Annotated in this window: 23 protein-coding genes; 9 read left to right on the forward strand and 14 right to left on the reverse strand. The window is 41.3% G+C overall.

What is annotated here, in order from left to right:
• Positions 1-2 precede the first annotated feature (2 nt).
• From HPC41_RS20805 to HPC41_RS20835, 7 genes are all read right to left on the reverse strand, one after another.
• Positions 3-917 (reverse strand): glycosyltransferase, encoded by a 915-nt coding sequence (locus HPC41_RS20805; RefSeq protein WP_172396016.1) that lies wholly within the window; start codon positions 915-917, stop codon positions 3-5.
• Between the two features lie 3 nt (positions 918-920).
• Positions 921-1793 (reverse strand): glycosyltransferase family 2 protein, encoded by an 873-nt coding sequence (locus tag HPC41_RS20810; protein ID WP_172396017.1) that lies wholly within the window; start codon positions 1791-1793, stop codon positions 921-923.
• Positions 1794-3254 (reverse strand): lipopolysaccharide biosynthesis protein, encoded by a 1461-nt coding sequence (locus HPC41_RS20815; protein ID WP_172396018.1) that lies wholly within the window; start codon positions 3252-3254, stop codon positions 1794-1796.
• A 23-nt stretch (positions 3255-3277) separates the two neighbouring features.
• Positions 3278-4021 carry a DeoR/GlpR family DNA-binding transcription regulator gene (locus HPC41_RS20820; RefSeq protein WP_108634674.1) on the reverse strand — a complete coding sequence of 248 codons (744 nt, stop codon included), beginning with the start codon at positions 4019-4021 and terminating at the stop codon, positions 3278-3280.
• A 64-nt stretch (positions 4022-4085) separates the two neighbouring features.
• Entirely contained in the window at positions 4086-5282 is a 1197-nt protein-coding gene (locus HPC41_RS20825; protein WP_172396019.1) for a hypothetical protein, read from the reverse strand.
• 122 nt (positions 5283-5404) lie between these two features.
• Positions 5405-6130 carry a YebC/PmpR family DNA-binding transcriptional regulator gene (locus HPC41_RS20830; RefSeq protein ID WP_121120973.1) on the reverse strand — a complete coding sequence of 242 codons (726 nt, stop codon included), beginning with the start codon at positions 6128-6130 and terminating at the stop codon, positions 5405-5407.
• Positions 6131-6132: 2 nt separating this feature from the next.
• Positions 6133-7080, reverse strand: a complete 948-nt coding sequence (locus HPC41_RS20835; protein ID WP_172396020.1) for an NAD-dependent epimerase/dehydratase family protein — start codon at positions 7078-7080, stop codon at positions 6133-6135.
• Positions 7081-7483: 403 nt separating this feature from the next.
• On the opposite strand from HPC41_RS20835, the gene HPC41_RS20840 reads away from it, so the two are divergent.
• Positions 7484-8473, forward strand: coding sequence for an aspartate-semialdehyde dehydrogenase (locus tag HPC41_RS20840; protein ID WP_172396021.1), 990 nt, complete (start codon positions 7484-7486; stop codon positions 8471-8473).
• Positions 8474-8593: 120 nt separating this feature from the next.
• Here the strand turns inward: HPC41_RS20840 and def are convergent, their stop codons facing one another.
• On the reverse strand, positions 8594-9820 hold the full coding sequence (gene def / locus HPC41_RS20845) for a peptide deformylase (protein WP_172396022.1): 1227 nt from the start codon (positions 9818-9820) through the stop codon (positions 8594-8596).
• A 261-nt stretch (positions 9821-10081) separates the two neighbouring features.
• On the opposite strand from def, the gene ruvX reads away from it, so the two are divergent.
• The 3 genes from ruvX (at position 10082) to HPC41_RS25865 (ending at position 12117) form a co-directional block, all read left to right on the forward strand.
• Complete coding sequence (gene ruvX / locus HPC41_RS20850; RefSeq protein ID WP_172396023.1) at positions 10082-10495, forward strand: Holliday junction resolvase RuvX; 414 nt, start codon at positions 10082-10084, stop codon at positions 10493-10495.
• Positions 10496-10635: 140 nt separating this feature from the next.
• Positions 10636-11064, forward strand: coding sequence for an rRNA maturation RNase YbeY (gene ybeY, locus HPC41_RS20855; protein WP_172396024.1), 429 nt, complete (start codon positions 10636-10638; stop codon positions 11062-11064).
• A 276-nt stretch (positions 11065-11340) separates the two neighbouring features.
• The gene (locus tag HPC41_RS25865; RefSeq protein ID WP_172396025.1) at positions 11341-12117 is read left to right on the forward strand and encodes a class I SAM-dependent methyltransferase; all 777 of its coding nucleotides are present in this window, start codon (positions 11341-11343) and stop codon (positions 12115-12117) included.
• 69 nt (positions 12118-12186) lie between these two features.
• On the opposite strand, the gene HPC41_RS20865 is transcribed toward HPC41_RS25865, so the two are convergent.
• Positions 12187-12606: a nucleoside-diphosphate kinase gene (locus tag HPC41_RS20865; RefSeq protein WP_172396026.1), complete on the reverse strand. Its 420-nt coding sequence runs from the start codon at positions 12604-12606 to the stop codon at positions 12187-12189.
• A gap of 301 nt (positions 12607-12907) precedes the next feature.
• On the opposite strand from HPC41_RS20865, the gene HPC41_RS20870 reads away from it, so the two are divergent.
• The 5 genes from HPC41_RS20870 to galK all read left to right on the forward strand — a co-directional run bounded on the left by HPC41_RS20870 (position 12908) and on the right by galK (position 18437).
• Entirely contained in the window at positions 12908-13756 is an 849-nt protein-coding gene (locus HPC41_RS20870; RefSeq protein WP_172396027.1) for a 4-hydroxy-3-methylbut-2-enyl diphosphate reductase, read from the forward strand.
• 80 nt (positions 13757-13836) lie between these two features.
• Positions 13837-14871, forward strand: coding sequence for a ferrochelatase (hemH, locus tag HPC41_RS20875; RefSeq protein ID WP_172396028.1), 1035 nt, complete (start codon positions 13837-13839; stop codon positions 14869-14871).
• Positions 14872-14883: 12 nt separating this feature from the next.
• Positions 14884-16158, forward strand: a complete 1275-nt coding sequence (locus tag HPC41_RS20880) for a metallophosphoesterase (protein ID WP_172396456.1) — start codon at positions 14884-14886, stop codon at positions 16156-16158.
• Between the two features lie 75 nt (positions 16159-16233).
• Positions 16234-17283 carry a UDP-glucose--hexose-1-phosphate uridylyltransferase gene (locus tag HPC41_RS20885; protein WP_172396029.1) on the forward strand — a complete coding sequence of 350 codons (1050 nt, stop codon included), beginning with the start codon at positions 16234-16236 and terminating at the stop codon, positions 17281-17283.
• A gap of 2 nt (positions 17284-17285) precedes the next feature.
• Positions 17286-18437 (forward strand): galactokinase, encoded by a 1152-nt coding sequence (galK, locus tag HPC41_RS20890; RefSeq protein WP_172396030.1) that lies wholly within the window; start codon positions 17286-17288, stop codon positions 18435-18437.
• 96 nt (positions 18438-18533) lie between these two features.
• On the opposite strand, the gene HPC41_RS20895 is transcribed toward galK, so the two are convergent.
• The 5 genes from HPC41_RS20895 to HPC41_RS20910 all read right to left on the reverse strand — a co-directional run bounded on the left by HPC41_RS20895 (position 18534) and on the right by HPC41_RS20910 (position 25572).
• Positions 18534-19724 carry a trans-sulfuration enzyme family protein gene (locus HPC41_RS20895; protein ID WP_172396031.1) on the reverse strand — a complete coding sequence of 397 codons (1191 nt, stop codon included), beginning with the start codon at positions 19722-19724 and terminating at the stop codon, positions 18534-18536.
• Between the two features lie 213 nt (positions 19725-19937).
• Complete coding sequence (gene mfd / locus HPC41_RS20900; protein ID WP_172396032.1) at positions 19938-23276, reverse strand: transcription-repair coupling factor; 3339 nt, start codon at positions 23274-23276, stop codon at positions 19938-19940.
• 130 nt (positions 23277-23406) lie between these two features.
• Positions 23407-23538: a hypothetical protein gene (locus HPC41_RS25635; protein ID WP_281358896.1), complete on the reverse strand. Its 132-nt coding sequence runs from the start codon at positions 23536-23538 to the stop codon at positions 23407-23409.
• 2 nt (positions 23539-23540) lie between these two features.
• Complete coding sequence (locus HPC41_RS20905) at positions 23541-24125, reverse strand: hypothetical protein (RefSeq protein WP_172396033.1); 585 nt, start codon at positions 24123-24125, stop codon at positions 23541-23543.
• A gap of 154 nt (positions 24126-24279) precedes the next feature.
• Positions 24280-25572 (reverse strand): HAD-IB family phosphatase, encoded by a 1293-nt coding sequence (locus HPC41_RS20910; protein ID WP_172396034.1) that lies wholly within the window; start codon positions 25570-25572, stop codon positions 24280-24282.
• Between the last annotated feature and the right edge of the window lie 183 nt (positions 25573-25755).

Genomic DNA, 25755 nt, shown 5'->3' on the forward strand with positions numbered 1-25755 from the left:
GTCTATTTATTGAATTCGTTAATTTTTTTCTTGAGGAACCGGATGCCCCGACTGAGGAAAGAACCTTTCCGATGTGCATAGAAATATTTGATAGCCTCATACGCCTGTACATTTTCCGCGATTTCAGTTGGAAAATAACGTACAGGATGATCTGCTAGTGTAACCTGATAGGTCGATTCTGCAGCTGTATGAGTGCCTGAGCCATCATTGCCAATATTCTGTGTCATCGAATTCCTTGGATACAAAACTAGTCCATTTTTTTTGAATACCGAAGCGTACCAACGGATTGCCCAGGAGTTGATCTTTCCGCTGCGAAGCTCCTGCACCTGTTTCCAAAAGTTCTCCTTGCCTTCAATACTGAACTGATGAATCTGTTCTTCCGAAAAATCGGAAACAAGTTCATCGATGTTGGGGTTGAAATGTTGCCATGCACGATCCCATGTTGCCCAACCCCAGCTATTGGCGACCCGAAAGAAAAACGTTTCAGGAAGCTCACCCAGATTTTTTACCGGATAGCCATAGCCACTGATCTGCATCACCTGTTCGTCCTCTTTATAACGGTCTAGTGCTTTATTAAAGTAATCGAGGGCAAATGCTGATGTTTCAAGATCATCTTCTAAGACTATAATCTGTCCATGTTCTTGCACGACTTTGGTAACACCGTCAATGACATTCGCAGCTAGGCCCCAATTTTTGTCCCGCTCGACAATTTTGATCTGTTTAAAAGACCAGGGCTTTTTAATAATCCGACGTACCTCTTCTACAGCCTCAATCGCACGCTCATCTTTTGCCGCATCCGAATAAATATAGAGAATGGTCTGGTCAGCATACTTGTTTCTCTCAAGTGCCGCAAGAGTCTTTAGCGTATGCGCTGGACGATTATACACAAAGAGTAAGACTGGAGCAAGACTGTTCATCTATCAAAAAATTTTGTTAAAAGCTTTTTTATTAGCCTGACGGGTATCACGGACTTCCATGGTCTTACCCAATAGTCTAAAAGCAATATTGAAATAACTTCTTGTTTCAAAAATACGACCTTTACCTAAAGAAGACAGCATTTTCTTTACGCTTGCTAATATAGCCATCGAAAAAGCCTTTGTAAATGTATAATTGATATTGCAATACTCAGTCAGGTGGTAAACAAATTCGCTCTTTAGAAAAGCTTTTCTATCTACCTGGCGTTGCTGTCTGTCGTGGTACGCCTTTGCCCCGTCGGCGAGTACAATGTGTAATCCATAATAATGGATGCGGTTGGTATAGTCTTTATCTTCTCCATAATGGAAAAAGATGGGGGAGAACCCACCGACTTTTTTGATAACGGACTTTGGAATCAGCCAAAAGGCGGCATTCACAAATGAACAGGTCCGATAGGAGTTTTCAAGACGGGCATTTTGTGTATAGATTGAGAACCCATGGTCAAGTTTTTCCCCCGTGCCATCGTAGTGAATGGGGGATATAATACCGATGTTTGCGGTGTTTACTTCGATTAGGCGGGCAATACAATTCTGATCTATCCAGGCGTCCTGATTGACCAAAAATGCATAGTCATAGCCTTCCTCCAGCGCGATGGCTAACCCGAGATTGTTAGCTTTTCCGAAGCCAAGGTTTTCTGTGCTTTCGATGAGTCTGACCGTAGGGTAAGTTTCTTTGATGATATATTTGGTATTATCCCTCGAATTATTATCTATAACGAGGATGTCCGTTTGATGGCTTGATGCTAATAAGCTGGGTAAGCATCTGTGAATCCACGGCTCAAAATTATAAGAAACGATTATGGTAAGAATCTTGGCCATCTATTTTTTTCGGATAACGGTGAGAAAATAATTAAATAGTTCAAGTAAAATACCTGGTTTAAAGACTCTATTGACGACGATATATGTAGATACAGCGACACCAATTGTACTTGCAAATCGAAGATAAAGATTAGCGATGGATGCGGTGGAATAATGTGCTGCAAGACAGCTTACAGCAGCTAATATAGCATATGAAAAAACATCTTGAACCAGATAGCTGAACGAATAAGTCATATAAGGTCTGGCCGAAGCGTACCAGACAACTATCCATAGGGCATTTAATCCAGAAGTTAGCGCAATTAGCATTTCTAGGCCAAGCGATTTGCCGAAGACTAAAATTGCAATTTGGAGTAAGCCGAAAGCAACGATATTGCGCATATAGACCTGAGATTTCCCTTTGCTGATAATCAGGTTGGAGAAGACGTTGCTGACCGAATCAAACGCTGCACCAATACAGAAAATCTGAAGAAATATGGCGCTTTGTTTCCATTTTTCGGTAATTGCTATTGTAATGAAATCTTGTGCCACCGTTGTCAGTCCCAATAACATCGGGAACGCCAAGAAAGCCGTAAAGGAGATGAGTTTGCGAAATACGCGAAGTTGTCGATCTTTATCGTCTTCTATTTCTCGAAGAATAGGCTGCGTGACATTATTAACCATGTTGGTCAAGATATTTTGCGCCATAATGCTCCATCTATTGGGGTTGACGGTATATCCTAATGCTTCAGCGGAATAATGACGGCCCAACACTGCAGCATAAATATTTTTATTAATATTGATAAAGATATTAGTGACCAAAATTTTACTGCTAAACCCTAAAATATCGCGAATGGGGCTGAAGTCGAATTCAAAAGTTGGTCTGAATTTAGAGTAATACCAAAATCCAAGCATATTAAAGCCGCTATACGATACAATTTGTATGGCATAGGCCCAATAGGAGTAATCTTTATAGGCTAAATAAACACCGAGGATGTTCGATGCGACCAGGGCGAAGGTTCCTGTGATCACCCTCTCCTTAATCTTTAAATTCCGGAAAAGATAAGCGTTATGGGCAATCCCGAAACTTCCTAACCAAAAGGAAAGAAAAGTGAACCGACTGAGTTCAACAAGTACCGGCTGGTTGTAATACAGGGCAATGAGGGGTGCTGAAAAGAATAATGCAATATAAATAAATGTTCCGATCCCAACGCTTGTCCAGAATACGGCATTGTAATCTTTGTGCTGTACCTCTTTTTTGTTGACAATACCATAGATAAAACCACTTTCCTGAAATGCCGATGCAAGAACAGAGAATATGGTAATCATGGCTACTAAACCGTAATCTTCGGCGGTTAGTTTACGATTGAGTAGAATACCGAAGCCGAATCCCAAAAACTGCTGGATAATACTGGCCATACCACCCCATAGCAGTCCTTTTGTTGTTTTTGATTTTAAAGAGTCATTTTCCGTTTGCGATGACATGCTAAATTAAATGAGCGGCAATATTAAAGTATTGCAATTGTATTCGCAAATTCTTTTAAGGAAACATCAGTCGGATTGATATCAGTAATCAAATAGGAAATATCACGTAAAGGTACCACTTTCATCTTCTGGACGGAATTAAGTTTTTCTGCAATACTGAGTATAGCAACCTTTTTGGAGCATTTGATCATTGCGCGTTTGATCTGCACCACCTCCCAGTCGGAGTCAGTAACTCCGTCCTCTACAGAGAGCGAGTTCGTTCCTAATAGACAGAGGTCTACTTTTAAATCTGCTAATTCATTGGCTACCTGGGCGCCCGACACAATATTTGTATTACGTGAAAGCTTCCCGCCGACCAAGATCACTTCAAGGTTCGGTTTCTCGGCGAGTTCCAATGCGACTAGTGGACTGATGGTGAAAAAGGTACATTGAAGATGATCTGGAATTGTCCGCGCCAGCTCGATCAAGGTCGTTCCGCCGCCTACGAGTACTGTCATACCATTAGAGATCAAGGTGCTGGCCTTTTTTGCAATTTCTTTCTTCGCTTCTTTTGCGTAGACATTTCCGTCCTGGAAAGGAAATTGAAAGGACTTGGAAAGTGCCCCACCATAGACTTTTAAAACTTTACCGTTTTCTGCAAGCTCATTCAGGTCTCGTCTGATGGTATCTTCTGATACATTGAGTTGAACACTTAAATCTGAAGATAAAACTTTGTTATGTAGATTGATCTGATGTATAATAAATGCTTGTCTTTCTTCCTTTAACATTGGTCTTTGGTTTTAATCGGAATTTTAAACTAATTGAAAAAAATCAGTTTAAATGTAGTGAAAATTATTCTTCCTTTTTATCAATTTTTGTTAATCCCGCTTTGAAGCGAGGTATAAATCCTTTCGGCTTGTTTGCCGCTGCCTGTTCCTGTACAGTATCATCGTTCTGTTGCGGCTCACCAGTGGGATTGGTTGTGCTGCCTTCCGTTATTGTTGGTGCTGCTTGTGGGACAGGTTCAGCTGTCGGCTCCGCACGGACGGCTGTTGTTGGAGGAGTTACCGCCTGTGTAGAATCTGTACTTTCTGCTTTTGTCACCTCAGCTTTGAATCGTGGTTTAAATCCTTTCGGCTTGGTGGTTTCAGCCGCTGTTGGGGGTGTGACCTCTGATGGCGTCACTGTATTTTCTTCCAAAGGTGCTGATTGTTCAGGTGTAGCTGCTTTTGTCACCCCCGCTTTGAATCGTGGTCTAAATCCAGTTGGCTTTGAGGGTTCCGAGGTAGAACCCGCTGTCGCTTCTGTTGGAGTAGATTCCGTGGACGCAGCTGGAGGAGTGGATGTGTTTCCTGTGGTTATTGCGCTTTTTGTGATTCCTGGTTTGAACCTTGGCTTAAACCCAGCTGGCTTCGGTATTTCTGTTACTGCGCTATCAGTCGCTTCTGAAGGTGTTACTGGATTTTCTTCCAAAGGTGCTGACTGTTCAGATGCTGCGGTTTTTGTCACGCCTGGCTTGAATCGTGGTTTGAATCCCGTGGGCTTCGGCGTTTCCGGAGCCGATTCCGTTGACAAACCTTTAGGTGCAGACGTTTCTTCCGCTGGCTCTGCACTTTTAGTGACACCTGGCTTAAAGCGGGGCTTAAACCCAGCTGGCTTCGGTGTTTCTGTTACTGCGCTATCAGTCGCTTCTGAAGGTGTTGTCGATGGTTCTGTTTTAGGTTCCTCCTTTTGATTGGAGGGCTCAGACGGGGCCGGTGCTTTAAATCGCGGTTTGAAACCTGCAGGTTTTGACGCATTGGCATCCGTTGTGGATGAAGTCGTCTCTATTTTGTCTTCTTGGATTGTTTTTTTGACAACCACCACTTCTTCTTCCGTTAGATGGAAGCTCTTCCGAAGCTTGTTGAACCAAAACTTCTTGCTATGATCAAAGCTTTTCTCTCCCATCGCAGAATAGTGTGCTTTGAACTCTTCAAATAAGAGTTCATCTGCAGCTTTTAAAGCTTTTAAATCAATTTTCTTTTTCGTGAAAAATTCTTCAAAAGTCATCCTGTTATGAGTTTGATATAGTCTATTACAAATGTAGTAATTTTTCTGACGGAGCTGAGAGGCATTTCAATAAAAAAAGAGCGACCAGCGCTCTTTTTAGTTGTTTTTTTGAGATAGTCGGCCTACGCCATGTTATGGTATACAGCCTGTACGTCATCATCCTCTTCGATTTTATCAATCATCTTCAATACATCAGCAGCTTGTTCTTCTGTAATGTCAGAGTGTGATAAAGCAATACGCTCCAATTTTGCTGAGGTTACTTCGATACCCTTCTCTTCCAGTAATTTTTGCATATTACCAAAATCTTCAAAAGAAGTCTGTACTACAGCAACATCATTGCCTTCTTCATCAGCTTCAACGTATAATTCTTCCAACCCACCATCGATGAGCTCAAGTTCTAATTCTTCGAGATCCAATTCATCTGTAGCTGCAAAACGGAAAATAGATTTGCGATTGAAAATAAAATCCAAGGACCCTGTTTTTCCCAATGACCCACCAGCTTTTGTAAAATAGCTGCGGATATTTCCGACGGTACGGTTGGTATTGTCTGTCGCTGTTTCGATCAAAACCGGAACACCATGTGGGCCATAACCCTCATATACATATTCTTCATAGCCTTTTGAATCTTTCTCTGAAGCGCGTTTTATAGCTGCTTCGATACGATCTTTAGGCATGTTTACAGCCTTAGCATTATGTATTGCCGTGCGAAGTCTCGAGTTGGTTTCAGGGTGCGGGCCGCTTTCTTTAACCGCCATAGCGATCTCTTTACCTAAACGTGTAAATTGCACGGCCATCTTAGCCCAGCGTTTGAATTTCCGCTCTTTTCTGAATTCGAAAGCTCTTCCCATTGTTATATTTTGTTTTTAAGATTTTCAATCATATCGACTGTCATCTTCTGGATGTCAAATTCTGGCTTCCAGTTCCAGTCTTTGCTTGCGTATGAATCATCCAGACTTGCAGGCCATGAATCGGCAATCTGTTGTCTTGGGTCGTTCGCTACGTAAGAGATTGCAAAATTAGGAAGAATTTTTTTAATTTCTTGTGCGAGTTCTTTCGGAGTAAATGTAATACCACCAAGGTTATAGCTGTGGCGGATGCTCAAGCTCTCCTGTGGTGCATCCATCAGTTCAAGTGTACCGCGGATGGCATCTTCCATATATAACATGGGTAATGCTGTATTTTCGGAGAGGAAACATTCATAGTTGCCTGTTTTTAATGCTTCGTAAAAGATATCAACAGCATAATCTGTTGTTCCGCCTCCCGGTTCGGTCTTCCAGGAGATAATACCCGGATATCTTACGCTACGGATATCCAGTCCGCGGTGTTCCTGATACCATTCGATAAGGCGTTCACCCGCAAGCTTACTGATGCCGTAGATTGTATTGGGATCCATGACGCAGTATTGCGCTGTATTCTCCTTTGGCGAATGGGGACCAAAGACAGCAATCGAACTTGGCCAGAATATTCTTGAAACTTTATACGTAACTGCAAGGTCAAGCACGTTGAGCAATCCATTCATATTAAGCTCCCAGGCTTTTTCAGGATATTTTTCGCCTGTTGCAGAAAGCATCGCTGCCAATAAATATACTTGAGTAGGTTTATATTTTTGAAACAATATGTCGAGACCATTTTTGTCAAGTACATTTGCAATTTCAAAATTTTCGTCGGGGCTTTTTGTTTGTGGTTCTCTGATGTCTGTGGTGACAACATTTTCTGCACCAAATTTTTTACGCAGAGCGATTGCCAATTCAGTACCGATTTGGCCGTTTGCACCAATGATAATAATGCTTTCTTTCATGATGCAAATATAAAGGCTTTTCAGTATCTGACAACTGTCTGGTGTCAAGGACAGTCCTCTAAAAATGTTAATTTATAGACTCTTGGCGCAGTTTTTATGAGATTTTAAACCGTTTCAATCGTTTGTTCTTTTTTTTTGAACGAGCGGCGAAAATTTTTATTTTTTTTGAATTGTCGTAACTTCATTTTTTTATGACAAACAGGGTAGGTAAGGCGCGATAGTTTATGTTATTAGGACTAACAAAATGGAACTGTTGTGACTTTTTTAGTAGAATGAGGTATATTTTATTATTTTAATAGCGTAATTACGGAATATTTTTTAAATTTGAAGAATTCATTCTTCAAGAATCAACTAAAAACAAATCAAATAACAAATTTTATATACAATTTAAACACAGACAAAAATGAAAGTGGCAGTAGTCGGCGCAACAGGCCTTGTAGGTACTGAGATGCTAACCGTGTTGGCGGCGCGAAATTTCCCAGTAACAGAATTAATTCCGGTAGCTTCAGAGCGCAGTAAGGGTAAGGAAATTGAATTCAAGGGAAAGAAGTATAAGGTGGTTACACCATCTGAGGCTATTGCTTTGAAACCTGATGTTGCATTGTTCTCTGCAGGCGGGGATACATCTAAGGAGTTTGCACCGAAGTTTGCGGAAGCTGGAATTACTGTTATTGACAATTCGTCGGCATGGCGTATGGATCCGACGAAGAAATTGGTCGTTCCGGAAGTGAATGGCGATGTGTTATCGGCTGATGATAAGATTATTGCAAATCCAAATTGTTCAACCATTCAAATGGTAGTGGCGTTAAAACCATTACATGATAAATATAAAATTAAACGTGTCGTTGTTTCGACTTATCAGTCCGTAACAGGTACTGGGGTAAAAGCTGTTAACCAGCTGATGGATGAACGCGCAGGTAAAGACGGCGAAAAAGCTTATCCTTATCAGATTGACTTAAATGTCATTCCGCATATTGACGTGTTTCAGGAGAATGGTTACACCAAGGAGGAAATGAAAATGATTTTGGAAACAAACAAGATCATGCGTGATGATTCAATCAAGGTGACAGCAACGACTGTACGTATACCCGTTATGGGCGGTCACTCCGAATCATTAAATATCGAATTTGAAAATGACTTTGATTTAAATGATGTACGTGCTGCATTAGCTGCTCAAAGCGGCTGTATTGTTGTCGACGATCCAGCTTCTCTTCAATATCCGATGCCAAAAGACGCACATGGTCGAGATGAGGTTTTTGTGGGACGTATACGTCGTGATGAATCTCAACCAAATACCCTTAATATGTGGGTAGTGGCTGACAATTTGCGCAAAGGCGCAGCGACAAATGCTGTTCAGGTTGCTGAACTATTGGCAGAAAAAGGATTGATCTAACGCATATAGATTCCATTATAATTGAGCCCCCATGAAGCAGTTAATGGGGGCTCTTTTTAATCGCACATTGCCGACTTAGCATTGTCCAAACGCTTCCTGAAGGTTCAATACATTTTGAACCTATGGTGTCAAGGTCTTCGGCAAAATGGAGAAATCAATTTTATCATTCAATGGCACGTAGTTTTCTTTTTCCTGTTCTTCCAGGCGGTCAGGAAATAATATGCCAAAGAGGTGATCCGTTTCGTGCTGGAAAATTACCGCCGTAAAGCCCTCAATATTCTCTTCAATCACTTTTCCATCCTTGTTGATATACTGTAAACGGATTGCATAGCTCCGCAATACATCTTCTTTGCGATTCGGGATGGAGAGACAGCCTTCAGCTCCTTTCCGTTTTAGCTTCGAACGCCATAGAATTTTGGGATTGATATAAAACTCAAAGGGTTGTTCGGGTTTGTCAAACCGCTGTACCCAAATTAGATTTTTGTTGATGCCAATTTGGGGAGCGGCTATACCCACGCCAGGATGGTTCGGATCGCGAACTGTGGCAAACATGCGCTTTGATAGTGTTTCCAACAGTGGGTCATTATATTTCACATCACTGCTTGTTGCTTTCAATACCTTTAAATCTTTCTCATCGGTGGTTTGCAATACACGAAGGAGCGTGCTTTCATTGCCTGATAAAATAATTTTCTTATCAGCTTCTGTAAATTCCTGTCCGCCATTCAGGTTGACAGGCCGTTCATTTTTTGCTTTATGAAAGGCTTTTTCTCCTGCCATAATTTTTGTTTCTAAATTGTTTGCAACTGGGGGAATTGGACAACGATACCCATTGCTGTAAGCACAATAAGGATTGTAAGCCTTATTAAAATCTATTTCAATGGTACTGCCTTTGATGTCATCTGTGGACAGGTCGATATATCGCCCACCGCTATAACTTTCCTGGCCGTTTGTCTGGTCTAAAAATGGTAAAAATAAATGTTTTTTGTAGGCAGGGTTTTGAAATAAAGCTACACTTTGGTAAATATTCAATGTTCTTTCTGCTCCATTCAGTGGAAATGTCACAATTGCATAACGTTTATATTCATTGCTTGTACCATCATAGGTAGGCATACGAAACACTGGCTCATCAAATAAGACCTCTACCTTTGCTTTAACCCTATAGTTTGGATTTACAGCAAAGTAATCTAAGGAGGCCACTTGTTCTGCTTTTAATGGACCAAATTGTTCCTTGGCTAATTCTAAAGCTTTTTCCTTGCGCTGCGTTAAAATTTGTTGCTCGTAATTGCTCTGCGCATGGCCGTATAGGCAAAAGGCAACAAAAAGGCTGGCAATAACTGTTCTTCTCATCTCTATAAATTGTCTTTCTTAGGTCGCCACCGGGGTATGCCAATACATATTCGGTTACATTCTAATTGAATATTGAACCAAAGGTTGTCGCCTAAATAGTCTACCAAAGTTATAGCTTTTTTAATGAATTGAAGTTTTACAGGGTAAAAAAATAAAAAAATCATAACACTTCATAGGCCTATGGCGTGTAGAAGCAGAATCTCAATACGCGTATCTCAATACTCATATCTAAATTGTACTTTTGTAAAAAAAGATAGGTCCATGAGATTAATGGCATTTGATTACGGTACAAAACGAATTGGGGTTGCAGTAACCGATCCAATGCAGATTATTGCTACGGCACTGACAACAGTACATCCGCAGGATATCTGGACCTTTTTGGCAGATTACCTGCAAGCCGAGCAGATCGAAACATTCGTTGTGGGCAAACCCAGGCAAATGGATGGATCGGACTCCGAATCAGCTTCGCACGTTGTAGGCTTTATGCGCAAATTGAAAAAGATATACCCGGCGATCCCGGTGGTTGAAATTGATGAGCGGTTTACTTCTAAGATGGCTTCCGCAGCCATTGCCCAAAGTGGCAAAAAGAAAAAAGACCGTCAACAGAAAGGCCTGATCGACACGGTGTCGGCGACAATTATTTTGCAGAGCTATATGGATAGCCGAAGCTTTTAAATAAGAATTCATGACATGACCTCTTTCACGATAAATAACAGCTTTATGGATGGGGAAATGTTGATTTGATGATCATAAGATCCATCTAACTGATGGATCGAAAACCGGGCCCCGTGCGCTCAATTAATAATTAGTTATAGATGAAAAACATATTATTTTTTACTGAGGACATAGATTTCAAACTAAAGGAAAAAGGAAAGATTCGTCAATGGATCGTTGATGCAATTAAAGGTGAAGGATTTAAGCGGGTTGGCGAACTGAGCTTTATTCTATGTTCGGATGCTTATCTGTTGGAAATTAACAAGGAATATCTGAATCACGATACCTATACGGATATTGTGACTTTTGATTCATCGGAAGACGAAGATACTATTGCCGGTGATATTTTTATCAGTGTGGAACGTATTCAGGAGAACGCACAAAAATTTAAAGTTGCTGAACGGGATGAGCTGCATCGTGTTATTATTCACGGCGTCATGCATCTTTGTGGATATCCAGACAAAAAGCCTGCGGATAAAGCAAAGATGACGGCTAAGGAAGATGAATATCTAGGAAAAAGAAATTTCTAGTTTTTTATTGTAGCTTTTTCTTCTTAATCCCTGGGAGCCTCATTCAGGTATGCAATTCTTCCTGACGGTGCTTTTCTTTTCTGACAGCTTCTCGTTTATTTTCTTTATGCAAGTGATCTTTCATTTGCTGTCACAGATCTCTGCGGATAAGTAGGATCAAATTTCTGATCCTACCAGAATATCCCAAACCTCTTCCGCCAAAAAAACTTGACTTTTCGATTATATTTAATTAGCTTCAAACCACAAATTGTCTAAACCATTTATAGAGTGTCTAATATGAACGAGCTAGAGGAATATTTCCGTAATAACAATGATAAGCTGATCAACAAATGGATGCATTATTTCGACGTATACGATCGTCATTTCCGCCAATTCAAAGGTAAGGATATTGTCGTCCTGGAAATAGGAGTCTTTCAGGGTGGGAGTCTCCAGATGTGGAAGAAATATTTCGGCGACAAAGCAAAAATCTACGGGGTAGATATCAACCCCAATTGCAAAGCACTGGAAGAGGAGAACGTCGAGATATTTATCGGATCTCAGTCAGACCGTAAATTCCTGCGCAAAGTGAAAGAGTCAATCCCCCCGATAGATATCCTGATAGATGATGGCGGGCATACCATGCTGCAACAGATTATTACCTTTGAAGAACTATTTGGGCACGTAAAAGAGGATGGTGTCTATCTATGTGAAGACCTGCATACCTCTTATCAGGTTTTTTATGGTGGTGGACATAAGCGAAATGGCACATTTATCGAATACAGTAAGAATTTTATTGATTACATCAATGCCTATCATTCAGAACAACGGGGGCTAAAGGTCAATGAGTTTACACGTTCGGTCAATTCCATACATTATTACGACAGCATACTGGTTGTTGAGAAACGTAAAATGCTGCCGCCTACTCATATGAGAACGGGTAATGCTACAGTACAAGATTTTGATGCTCCACCAACGGGTTTAAGTGGTTTAAAATGGAAGATTAAGAAACCGGCGCTAACAGCGATCAACAAATTCCTCCGTTTTTTTAGGATTGGTGGATTTATGTGGAGATAAGAAAACGATGATCCATAAAAAAAGCGTTGTACTGTTATACAACGCTTTTTTTATCGCATTACTAATTGATTAAAATCTTTCAAATTGAGAGAAGAAGAAGTTACCTTCGATAGCCGCGTTTTCATCAGAATCAGATCCGTGGATAGCGTTAGCATCGATAGATTTAGCATATTTATTACGGATTGTACCTTCAGCTGCATCAACTGGATTCGTAGCACCGATTAATGTACGGAAATCTTCAACTGCGTTGTCTTTTTCTAAGATTGCAGCAACGATAGGACCTGAAGTCATGAATTCTACCAATTCACCGTAGAAAGGACGTTCTTTGTGCACAGCGTAAAATGCGCCAGCAGTTTCTTTCGATAATTGAATATATTTCATTGCAATGATTTTGAAACCACCAGCAATAATGTCGTTTAAGATTGCACCGATGTGACCGTTCGCTACTGCGTCAGGCTTGATCATCGTAAAAGTTCTGTTAGTTGCCATTATTTTAATTTTTTTGCAAACTTAGATAAATTGCTTTTTATATGCAATATAATTAGGCTTATATAAAAACAATTTATTCGCCTAAGTATGTTAATTTAAGATACATCATGTATGTGAAACAATGGTTCGTTTGGTTGAAGTGAATCCATGCAATACGCGCTAAGTCACCTATGAATCTCTTCTGCCGTGGGATATTGACCGATCCTATATTACAATTGATGAGGAATAGAAATAAAAAATCATTTGTAAACAAATCTATTAAATAAATAAATTCGATATGAATATGTAACTTTGTAATGTTATGGCATTAAATCTAACAGTAGACATCGATAAAGATTCAGGCTTTTGCTTTGGCGTGGTATACGCTATCGATATGGCGGAAGAGATTTTGGAAGAGGATGGTTACCTCTATTGTTTAGGTGATATCGTACATAATGATGAGGAAGTGGCCCGCTTAAAAGCCAAGGGGTTGCGTATAATTGACCATACTGTGCTTCCGACCTTACAAAATGAAAAGGTGCTGATCCGCGCACATGGCGAAGCTCCCGAGACTTATCGTATCGCTTTGGAAAACAACATCACTTTAATTGATGCTTCTTGTCCGGTCGTTCTCAAGTTGCAGAACCGGATCAAGACCTCTTTTGACCAGGATGAGAAGATTTTGATCTTCGGAAAGCACGGACATGCGGAGGTCATCGGCTTACAAGGACAGACAAATAATGAAGCGCTCGTTTTTCAGGATATTGCTGAACTGGATGACGCCGATTTACCAAGTTCATTTACCCTCTATAGCCAGACGACAAAAAGTGTGGATAAATTCTACGCCATCAAAGAGGAGCTGATCAGAAGAGGGTATGAAGTCAAGGCAAACGATACCATCTGTAGACAAGTTTCTAACAGGTATGAAGATCTTGGCACATTTGCAAGGCAATATGACAAAATTGTTTTTGTGTCCGGGAAGAAATCTTCCAATGGAAAAGTTTTGTTTGAAGTCTGTCAAAAAGCTAATCCTGAAAGTTACTTTATTTCTGACCCCGCCGAACTGGAAGCGTCGGTTTTTGCCGTGGGCGACCGTATTGGTATATGCGGAGCAACCTCGACACCAATGTGGTTAATGAAAGATGTAAAAGCGGCACTGGAAGCGTTCTAACCTAGTTTACCCGTCATAGATATTTCATATTATCGCGGGCGAATCTGTAGTACATGCTTTTTTGTTTATTTTTGTAGGCTATGAGCAATAAAGCCAAAAAAGGTATCCTTTTAGTACAATTAGGTACACCCGATAGTCCAACTACTCCAGACGTAAAAAAATATTTGACCGAATTCTTAATGGATCCCCGTGTCATAGATATCCCTTATTTCCAACGGACTTTATTGGTGAAAGGAATCATTGCTCGTACCCGGGCACCAAAATCAGCAAAGATTTACCAAACAATCTGGGATAAGGAAACTGGATCTCCATTGATGCATTATAGTATACTGCAACGCGACTTATTGCAGGAATCTTTAGGTGAAGAGTACCATGTGGAATTGGCGATGCGTTACCAAAATCCATCCATAGAATCTGCGCTGAACAAGATGGAAGGTATGCTGCTCGAGTCTATCCGCGTCATTCCATTATTCCCTCAGTATGCTTCGGCTACCTCCGGTTCAGTCATCGATCGTGTTATGGAGCTCATTCGCAAGTGGAACTATCTTCCTGAGGTGAGTTTTGTAAGCAATTTTTGTACGGATGATTTGATGGCTGAGACCTTTGCAGATCATGCCCGAAAACACGATCTTGCACATTTCGACCATTTTGTTTTTAGCTACCATGGTCTTCCTGTTAGGCAATTGGGTAAGGTGGACCCCTCGGGCAAACTAAAATGCCCTGAGTCTGGCTGTGATTCCTGCAAAACAAATGTCAATACATATTGTTATGTTTCTCAGTGTTATGCAACTACCCGGACCATCGTTGAAAAATTGGGCTTGCAGAAAGAGCAATATTCGCTGTGTTTCCAGTCCCGGTTGGGAAAAGAACCATGGATTCAACCCTATACTTCTGATTTGTTGCATGACCTCGCAAATAAAGGTTATAAAAAATTATTGGTCTTCAGTCCGGCATTTGTGGCCGACTGCATAGAGACGATTGATGAAATTGGCGTGGAATATGCTAATGAATTCAAGAATTTAGGGGGAGAGGAAGTCTGTCTGGTTGAAAGTCTCAATGACGATCCCAAATGGATCAAATCTCTGAAGCAATTGGCACTCAACGCCAAAAATTAAAACGAATTGATGATGTTGTTAGTAAATGCATGTGTTTTACTCATTTTAGATTTTTATATCTTTTTCGCCCTTCGCGCTACGAAGATTAAATTTCCCAAGACAAAAATATTCACCGTGTTGTGGTGGTCGTATACCGCCCTCCTGCTATTGGGTGTTTTTATATCTGCCAAATATAATATTCCGCTGATTGTAAGATCTGTTATTCTGGTTGGATTCTTTCTGACTGCAGCTTCAAAGATATTCTTCTTCCTGATCCTCTTGATCGATGATATCCGCAGGGGTGGAGTCTGGATCAAACGTTTATTCAGCAAGAAAGAGTCTGTTGAGGATCTTGTTGAAGATGCTGGCGATCCATTGCCTGAAAATCCGGTGAAGGGAATCAGCCGATCTGATTTTTTGACCAAGGCTGGTATATTAATAGGTGCCTCACCGCTTATTCCGCTGAGCTGGGGAATTATTTCCGGTGCATACGATTATCGTGTCAGACGGGTACCGTTATACTTACCTAATCTACCCAAAGCATTTCACGGCATGACCATCGCACAGATATCGGATGTACACTCGGGATCTTTCTATAACAAAACTGCTGTGACCGGCGGGATAGATATGCTGCTAAAGGAAAAAGCGGATGTTACATTTTTTACAGGTGATATCGTGAATGCTCAGGCATCTGAAATGCGAGATTACCAAGATATTTTTGCAAGAGTGAAGTCTGATCTGGGGGTATTTTCTACCTTGGGTAACCATGATTATGGAGATTATTATTATGGAAAAGAAGATTCTCCTGCAAAGCGAAAAAATTTAAAGGATGTGATCGATGTGCATAAAGTCATGGGCTGGGACCTGTTGATGGATGAGCATCGTAAGATCAAGGTGGATGGCGAAGAACTGTGCATTGTTGGGGTTCAGAACTGGGGAACTGGGCGTTTCCCAAAACATGGGGATATCAAAAAGGCCTTAACCGGAACCGAGGAACAGTCTGTTAAATTGCTCTTGTCCCATGATCCTTCCCACTGGCGTGCGCAAGTATTGGATACTGATGTGGATGTGATGTTTGCGGGGCATACGCATGGTATGCAGTTTGGTGTTCGTTCTGAAATGCTGCAATGGAGCCCGGTACAATATATCTATAAGGAATGGGCCGGACTGTACCGTGCGCAGGAAAACAAGCGCCTATACGTCAATGTTGGATATGGATTTTTGGGTTATCCTGGCCGGGTTGGTATCCTACCTGAAATTACAATCTTTGAACTGATCAAAGGACAGGATCCCAAATCTAAGGTTTAGTGTTGCATATTTTAATTTTTACTTTTGACTTAAAAAAGCTAATATTGTGTATTCTGTACACCAGTTATACATGACATGCAATCAACTTTAAACTTTGGGGACGCTCCCCACACACGCGTTAATATTCTTACCGGGGAAAAAGTACTTGTGTCTCCACATCGGAGTAAGCGGCCTTGGCAGGGTCAAGTGGAAGATCTACCAGGTGATAATCGACCTGCCTATGATCCCCAATGCTATTTGTGCCCAACCAATAAAAGGGCAGATGGTGATATCAATCCCGATTATAAAGAAAGCTTCGTTTTTGTCAACGATTTCTCGGCATTATTGAAAGATACCAGTCAACAGGAATTTAATGAGGACGAGTTGTTTATTGCGGAGACTGAAAAAGGAATCTGTAAAGTGATTGCGTTCACCCCACGTCACGATCTTACGTTGCCTGAAATGGAACAATCTGCTATAAAAGCTGTTGTTGACCTTTGGCAAAAAGAATTTGAGGAACTTTCTAAGGTTGAATGGATCCGTTATATTCAGATTTTTGAAAATAAAGGCGCTATTATGGGCTGCAGTAACCCGCATCCACATGGGCAGATCTGGTCTCAAAATCATTTGCCGGTAGAGATTCAAAAAGAATGTGTCCAGCAAAAGAAATATTTTGACAAATACCAGCATACCCTGCTATCCGATTATATCAACGCTGAATTAAGAAAAAAAGAACGTATTATTGATGAGAACGATTCTTTCGTTTCTTTGGTTCCTTTTTGGGCGGCTTGGCCTTATGAAACTATGATCGTCAGCAAACGATCTGTTCAGAACATTGCCGCGTTTAACGAAAAGGAAAAGGAGGATTTCGCAGCAATGCTCAAATTATTGACCACACGTTACGACAATCTGTTCAAAACTTCTTTTCCCTATTCTGCAGGAATGCATCAAGCTCCAGTAAACGATGGAGATCATCCCGAATGGCATTGGCATATGCACTTCTACCCTCCATTATTGCGCTCTGCAACCGTGAAGAAATTTATGGTCGGCTATGAAATGTTGGCAAACCCACAACGCGATATTACACCAGAAATTGCAGCAGAACAATTGCGGAGTTGTGCTACTATACATTATAAATCTATATAAGAATGATCGCAAAAGAAACTATAGTAAATAAATTTAAAAGCTTATATCAAGACGATCCTATTGTTGTAACATCTCCGGGTCGGATTAATATTATCGGCGAGCATACCGATTATAACGACGGGTTTGTCTTACCTGCGGCTATTGATAAGGCGATCTATGTCGCTGTCAGCAAGCGCGCTGATGACAATATTGTGCTTTATGCCGAAGATTATCAGGAAAGTCATGAGGTCAAATTAACAGATATCGCTATTTCAGAAAAGCATTGGCCAAATTATATCCTTGGTGTGGTGGATCAATACCAGAAAAGAGGAGCAGCACTGGGGGGATTTAATCTTTATATTGATGGTGATGTCCCGCTAGGTGCAGGATTGTCCTCTTCGGCAGCAGTGGAATGTGCCGTTACTTTAGCACTTAGTGAGCTGTTCGGGTTGGATGTCAAGCAGATTGATATTCCGCAGATCGCACAAAAGGCTGAGCATACCTATGCCGGCGTGATGTGTGGTATCATGGATCAGTTTGCTTCTGCCTTTGGTAAAGAAAAAAATGTCATTAAGCTGGATTGTCGCTCCTTGGGATTTGAATATGTACCACTTGACCTCAAAGGTTATGAAGTTGTTCTATTGAATACGAATGTGAAACACTCCTTGGCTTCCACAGCGTACAATAAACGCCGTGAACAATGTGAGCAGGCGTCGGCATGGGTGCGGGAGAAATATCCGGACGTTAAAAACCTGCGTGATGTTACGGTGGATATGCTTGACGAACTGGTAAAAGAGAAAGATGCAGATATCTACGCCAAGGCAAGTTTTGTTGTCCGCGAGAACGAACGGGTAGAGAACTCTTGCGCTGCATTACGCTCGGGCGATATTGCTCAGCTAGGACAATATATCTTCCAGAGCCATGAAGGATTGAGCAAAGTTTATGAGGTCAGTTGCCCCGAGCTGGATTATCTGGTTGACTATGTAAGACAATTCCCCGAAGTCATCGGCGCACGGATGATGGGTGGTGGATTTGGTGGTTGTACCATTAATATTGTTAAAGAAGGAGCCTTGGACTCAATTTTGCCGGCATTGGAGAGAGAATATCAGCAAAAATTTGATAAGGAACTTTCGGTCATTCAGGTCAAGATTGCAAATGGTACGCGTGCTCTTTAGATAAGAATCGCATAAAGCAAAAGAGAGAGTGGGTGGTATGATAACTATTCACTCTCTTTTGTTTTATCCACTACCAGAAAGTAGGTCTCTAAATTTTTAGCCAAGTTTCCTTAAGGCTTGATCTAGATCGTCAATCAAGTCTGCAGCATTCTCAATACCGACGGAGATCCGCAACATACCCATTGTGATTCCCGAGATTTCTTTTTGCGCTTTGGTATGGTGTCCACCCCACATGCTTGCCGGATGTACGATAAGCGACTCGACACCGCCCAAACTGGCGGCATTGATAAATATGGTGAGGTTGTTGATCAAAGCCTGCGCATTGTTGAAGGCCTGTTCTTCGTCCTGTCCATTAACCTCAAGGCAGATCATTCCGGAGAAGCCTTTCATCTGGCGGGTCGCCAGTTCATGTTGGGGATGGCTGGGAAGCCCCGGATAACTTACGCTCTTGATCTTCGGATGCTGATCCAAAAACTCAGCCAGCTGCAGGGCATTCGCATTGATCTGCTTGACACGCAAGCTCAATGTTTTTAGCCCGCGGAGCAACAGCCAGGAATCCAATGGAGCCAGCGATGCGCCCAGGGTCACGGACCGTTTCCAGACTTTTGCGATATATTCCTGACTTCCACAGACAATTCCGGCAGTTAGGTCACTATGACCGCCCAGATATTTTGTGGCACTATGCACAATGACATCAATCCCAAAATCCACCGGTGTCTGATTGATAGGTGAAGCAAAGGTATTGTCAACCATACTCAAAATACCCTGCCGCTTGGCAAGTTCGCCAATAGCTTTGAGATCGGTGATATTTAAATTCGGATTGGAAGGTGTTTCAATATAGATGAGTTTGGTATTTGCCTGAATAGCCTGTGCAAAGGCTGCGGTATCCGTTTGATCCACGGCAGTGACAGTAATACCATAATCGGTCAAGAATTCCTTAAAAAAAATCGCTGTACCAGAGTAATGGGCATGTTGTGCAACGATATGATCCCCAGACTTCACAATGGCCAATATGGCGTTACTGATCGCGGCCATGCCTGTGGCAAAGACAAGCGCATCTTCCATTTTCTCCAGTTTGGCAACAACTGCAGCTACCTGGCTATTCGTTGGGTTGCCATGCCGGTGATAGAAGTAAGGGTGTTTGGCTTCTGTCGCTGCTTTAATGTATTCCGCAGGATCACTGTCTGCAATATAAGTCGATGTCTGAAAGATAGGAGCCGTTACAGCAGCGGTTGAATTGAATTGTTGTCCTTCATGGACGAGTATCGTTTCGGTCTTGGATGTCATGCTAATTTTATGGATAAGTGTTCTTTTTTTCAGTACCAATCAACTTGTTGCACGCTAAAATTGAATGTGCTTGTTTCTGATAGCCAATCATAACCTTCTATAGTCCTTCAATGCAACCTGCATGGATCGCCTTAGGAAGGTTTTGTTTCTTAACCAAATATAAATAAAATCTACGCAATAAGTAGATTTTATTTATGGCGCGTGTTGAGAATACTAGGATAACATCTGTTTGAGCAGGTTTAGCGCATAACTTATTGTGTTTACATTGCTCAATGCAAGACGAAGTTGCCCTTTAACTTCTTTGAGGTTGCTGATCTCCGGGTGGGACTGTACAAAAGACAGCACCCGGCCAAATTGATCCGATTCGAAATAGCTCGATTTGGGGTTATTGACAAAATACCCTTTTAAAGTATTCTTCTTGTAGGATATCTTTTCAAACCCAATTGTTTTTCCAAACCATTGCAGGCGTAAAGTATTGAACAGTTCGAATACTTCGTGCGGGATAGGGCCAAAGCGGTCTTCGAGTTCTTTTTCAAAGGCCGCGAGCTGCTGTTCGTTTTCAAGTTTGGAAAGTTCTGTATAGAGATTGTAACGCTCGGTAATATTGGTGACATACTCATCGGGGATCAATACCTCCAGATCTGTGTCTATCTGTGTGAAATTGACGTATTTGCGTTCTTGCTCATCGGCAAATACCTCCGAAAACTCATCATCTTTTAATTCTTGTATAGCCTCATCCAGAATTTTATGGTACATCTCAAATCCGATTTCTGCGATAAAGCCCGATTGCTCACCACCCAATAAATTTCCTGAACCCCGGATATCCAGATCTCGCATGGCAACATTAAAGCCTGAACCTAATTCCGAAAATTCCTCGATGGCCGAAAGGCGTTTATAGGCCTCAGGGGTCAATGTCGATAACGGCGGACTCAATAGGTAACAGAACGCTTTTTTATTCGAACGACCCACACGACCCCGCATCTGATGCAGGTCACTGAGGCCGAACATATGGGCGTGATTGATGATAATCGTATTGGCATTCGGAATATCCAGACCAGCTTCGATAATTGTCGTTGCAATCAGCACATCAAAGTCATGATTAATAAATTTGAGCATTACATCTTCCAATTCATCCCCCTCGAGCTGCCCATGAGCAACACCAACGCGTGCTCCGGGAGCGAGCTTGCGAATTAAATTGCCTAGCTGGGGAAGATCTGCGACACGGTTATGGATAAAGAAAACCTGCCCGCCACGATCAAGTTCATAGCTGACCGCTTCTCCGATCAATGCCTCATTAAAGACATGCAGCTCGGTCTGTACAGGTTGCCGATTGGGGGGCGGTGTTGATATAATACTTAGATCTCGCGCTCCCATCAAAGAGAAATGTAAGGTCCTTGGGATCGGAGTCGCTGTTAGGGTCAGCGAATCGACATTGGCGCGCATTGCTTTTAGTTTCTCTTTAGCGGCGACACCAAATTTCTGCTCTTCATCAATGATCATCAGACCAAGGTCTTTGAATTTTACATCCTTGCTCACCAGGCGATGGGTACCGATAATAATGTCTATTTTTCCTTCCGCAAGCCGGGCCAAGGTATCTTTTATCTGTTTTGTCGTTTTGAAACGATTGATGTAATCAATGTTGCAGGGAAGCCCTTTCAGGCGCTCTGTAAACGTGCGATGATGTTGCAGGGCCAAGATCGTTGTCGGAACCAAAACAGCAACTTGCTTGCTATCAGCTACAGCCTTAAATGCCGCGCGGATAGCAACCTCTGTTTTTCCAAAGCCGACGTCACCACAGATCAACCGATCCATTGGGTGCGGTGACTCCATGTCTTTTTTTACATCAGCAGTAGCTTTTTCCTGATCTGGCGTATCCTCATAAATAAATGATGCTTCCAGCTCATTCTGTAAATAACTGTCCGGAGAGAAGGCGTTGCCATGTTGGGCCTTCCGTTTCGCATAGAGCATAATCAGGTCTCGGGCAATATCCTTGACCTTCTTTTTAGTCGTTTTCTTTAATTTGTCCCAGGCATCTGTACCGAGCTTGTTCATCTTTGGAACCGTGCCTTCTTTGCCGGAATATTTTGAAATACGATTTAATGAGTTGATATTGACATAAAGGAGGTCATTGTCCGCATAGATCAATCGGATCATCTCCTGTGATTTTCCATTGACATCGACCTTTTCCAGTCCGCCGTATCGCCCCACGCCGTGGTCAATATGCGTAATAAAGTCTCCCGGTTTGAGATCCCGTAGATCTTTCAGCGTGATCGCCTGTGAGCGTTCATAAGCCTTTTTTCGTTTGTATTTGTAGTAGCGGTCAAATATCTGGTGATCGGTATAACAAGCCAGTTTTAACGTGTCGTCCCTAAAACCTTCACGCAGCGCTTTGTGAATAGGAATAAAGGTAGCCGCCTTGTCGAGATCTTCCAATATCGTATAGATCCGTTCGACCTGTTTTGTTGAATCTGAAAAGATCAGATTCTGGATCCTTTGACGCTCATTTTCTTTAAAATTGTGAATCAGCAGATTAAAATCCTTATTAAAAGAAGGTTGCGGATGAATGTCAAACTTAAGTACCACTTCCCCTTTATAGAAAAACTGTTTCCCAAATTCAATGATCGGGAATTCAAAAAATAAGGCGTTGAGGTTTTTCTCGTCGGTAAATTCGTGCTCGGGATTATGCCACTCTGGATTTTCTTTCTTTTGTTTGTCGCTCAGGCTCAGCCACAGCTGTTTTGCTTTTTTTAATCCATCCTTGACAATATCAAGTGTGAATTGGGCATCCTTGATCCAGATCGAAGCATCCTGATCGATATATTCCAGCAGGGAAATATGCTGCGAGGTCAGGAACTTGGCCTGCACATTCGGAACGATGGTGACCTTATGGATTTTATTGACCGAGAGTTGAGATTCAATGTCAAATGTCCGTATACTTTCGATATCATCACCAAAGAATTCGATACGGTAGGGAAGGTCGTTGGAGAAAGAAAAGATATCTACAATGCCACCTCGTATAGCAAATTGTCCGGGCTCATAGACAAAATCTACCCGGTCGAAATCATATTCAATCAAAAATTCATTGATGAAATCAATACTTAAAGCCGTATTTTCTGTAATCTCCAGGGTATTTTTCTCCAAATCCGTACGATTGATTACTTTTTCGGCAATCGCTTCAGGGTAGGTGACCACTATCTTGGGCAGCTCCGAGGTATGGTTGAGCGAACTTAATGTTTCGGCACGCTGTAATACATTTGCAGAATCCGTCTGTGTGAAATCAAAGGCTTTTCGATAGGAAGAAGGGAAAAAAAGCACCTGCTTGTCCAGTAAGCTCTCCAGATCACTTAAAAAGTAAGAAGCATCTTCGTGCGTCGGTAAAATAAAAACCATTGGACGCTCCTGCAATTTATAGGATGAAACGGCAATAAATGCATCCGCAGAACCGATGAGACCTTTGAGCTGAATCTTTTGGTTTTTGGATTGCATGGCCTTCGTAAGCGACTGGACGGATTCGCTTTGACTGTATTTTTCTAGTATTTCTTGAATTCCCACGAGCAAAAATTTCGAATAATTGCGAATTTAATTAAAACCTCTTAAGTATGTGGTATGTTGTGCTAATTTTTTTGGTAAAAACTTGTCGAAAGGAATATTATGGCTACTAGGACAAAGAGGGAGGTGTAAGCTATTTTGCCAGATGAAGTGTATAGACGAAGGCCAATAAGGCTAAGAGGATCGCTAAATAGATTAATTTATGCTGCTCGTAAGCTGTGACACGATAGGATCCAATTTTAACACGATTTTTGCTGTTTCTCATAATTAATTCAGGTCGAGATCAATTCTCTGCTCACTAATATAGCTTTTTAATGTTGTATTACCAAAAGCGTTGAGTGTGTTTTGAAAATCTTCCCGATAATCGAATTGAAAGTCCTCATGGAGCTTATCATATTTCCCGACGGCATGTTTAATACGCCCTGTGATATATTTATGTAATTTATGGGCTGCCGATTGATAGGATGAATCAAATAATCGCCCATAATCACTTATGACCCGTTTTAGAATATAAAAACGAAATTCAGCTTCACTCGTTTTGTCTTTCGTAACTTTCTCGTGCTCATTAACCAAGCCGCTTGCCTGTTTGACCAGCTTACTAAGTGAAATAAAATTGCTGTGATGTGGTGTATCGGCAATCTGACTTGTTCCGATGTCAAATAATTGGGCGAGCTGCTTACGCAATTTCTCAATACGTTCTTCCAGATCATATTCATTTTCCAGCAATTGAAAATGCAATTGTTTCATCAGCATTTTGTCCTTACTGACTAGGCGGACAAGCAATTTGTCTTTTTCCTTTTGTGGCAGTTCAAGGATAGCTTTCTTTAACTCGGCATCTTGATGTAGAGACATAATGTTTACGTAAAAATTATTTTGTTATTAGAGATTAAAGAACAAGATGAAAGACTCCTGATTGTTCAGCTAATAGTCCGTCATCTTTGCTCTTTAATCCATTATCTTATTTAATTGGAGTCACCATCATGGCGTCGATACCCGATCCAAGGATCTAATACAATATTCTAAACTTTATCGTATTTTCAATCTGTTTCAGTTGCTTCAGTAGATCTTTATCATATTCACCTTGTATATCGGTGACAGCGTAACCGATATCACTTTTAGTCATCAAGAACTGTGCAACGATATTGATATCATTCTGTGCATATACCTTATTGATTTGGGCCATAATACCCGGAACGTTTTTATGGATATGCAGCAATCTCGTCACCTGTTTTACTTTTGGTAAGACCAAATTCGGAAAATTACGGCTTAAATATGTATCACCGTTGTTGATAAATTCGGCCATTCGACGTGGGATAAATTCCGAATTTTTCTTCTTGCTTTTTTTATCATCAAAGACGACAATTCCTTTAGCATTACAGATATCCTTATTGATATGCCCCTTGATATCCCCCAGATATCCGATCGTTTTTAGCTTATCTGCCTGTTGCAGCTGTTCATCGGTAATGTCGATATTGTTACCCAGCAAAAGCATTCCAACATCCTTCACATATTTTTCTTCGAAAGTATCTTTTGTGCGAACCGAGAATCCATCTCTCTTTAAAATATGCGCTGCAATCTCCGGGACATCGCCGACAATGAGGCAAAGAATCCGATTTTTAGGGTAAGAGATCGCACGTGGTAGATCATTCACGTACAAGAATTCATCAAAGCTCGGTGTAATAAAGTCTGCTTTTTCAGTGACACTTTTGCGCTGGATATTCTCTGTAAAGGCAAAGAATTTTTCAATCAATCCAGACTCTTTTAGCTGGAAATCCGAATAACCATCGCCGATGCCAAAAAGCCGTCCCTCGATATTGAGTTGTTTAAGAAGTTGTACTTTTCCACCTTCATTGGACAAAGGATTTTCTTCATCAAACCCGATAATATTACCCTCCGCATCGAATCTGAACGTATTTGCATAGATATTCTCGGTTTTGATATGATAGGGCGTCACAACGGGGGTGATAAATTCCTTAAAACCTCCAGAGACGATCCAAGCCGTATCTGAATGTTTTTTGAAAAATTCGCGGTTACGGGAGAAGGACGTTGATACCTTTCTCTTGAGGTGAGATACCAGTTTGTCCAAGTGGCTTCTGTTGGCATTCAATAATTTCACGCGACCGGCAAGTGCTTCGCGGAAAGAAAGTTTGCCTTCCATCGCAAGGTTGGTATATCGTTCGATTTCTTGATAGATAGCTTCGCGGTCAGGATGATTTTCAAGTGAGATCCGGGCGAGCTCATCGAGCGCTTCTACTTGTGTAAATGTACTATCAAAATCAATGATGTAATAATTTTTCATCGTAATAACTTGTTTTTTAATGGTGATGAAGCGATCATGAACAGTACGTATCTCTATTGAATGTGACTTGGTTAACCTCATGATGGTTTCATCGTAATCACTTGTATTTTAATGATGATGAAGCGATCATGGGCAATTAATCATTCCTTAATAAGCATTGGAGGTTTGTGATTGTTTCACTGG

The sequence above is a fragment of the Sphingobacterium prati genome (genome assembly GCF_013167215.1).
In the GTDB taxonomy this organism is placed as follows: Bacteria; Bacteroidota; Bacteroidia; order Sphingobacteriales; family Sphingobacteriaceae; genus Sphingobacterium; species Sphingobacterium prati.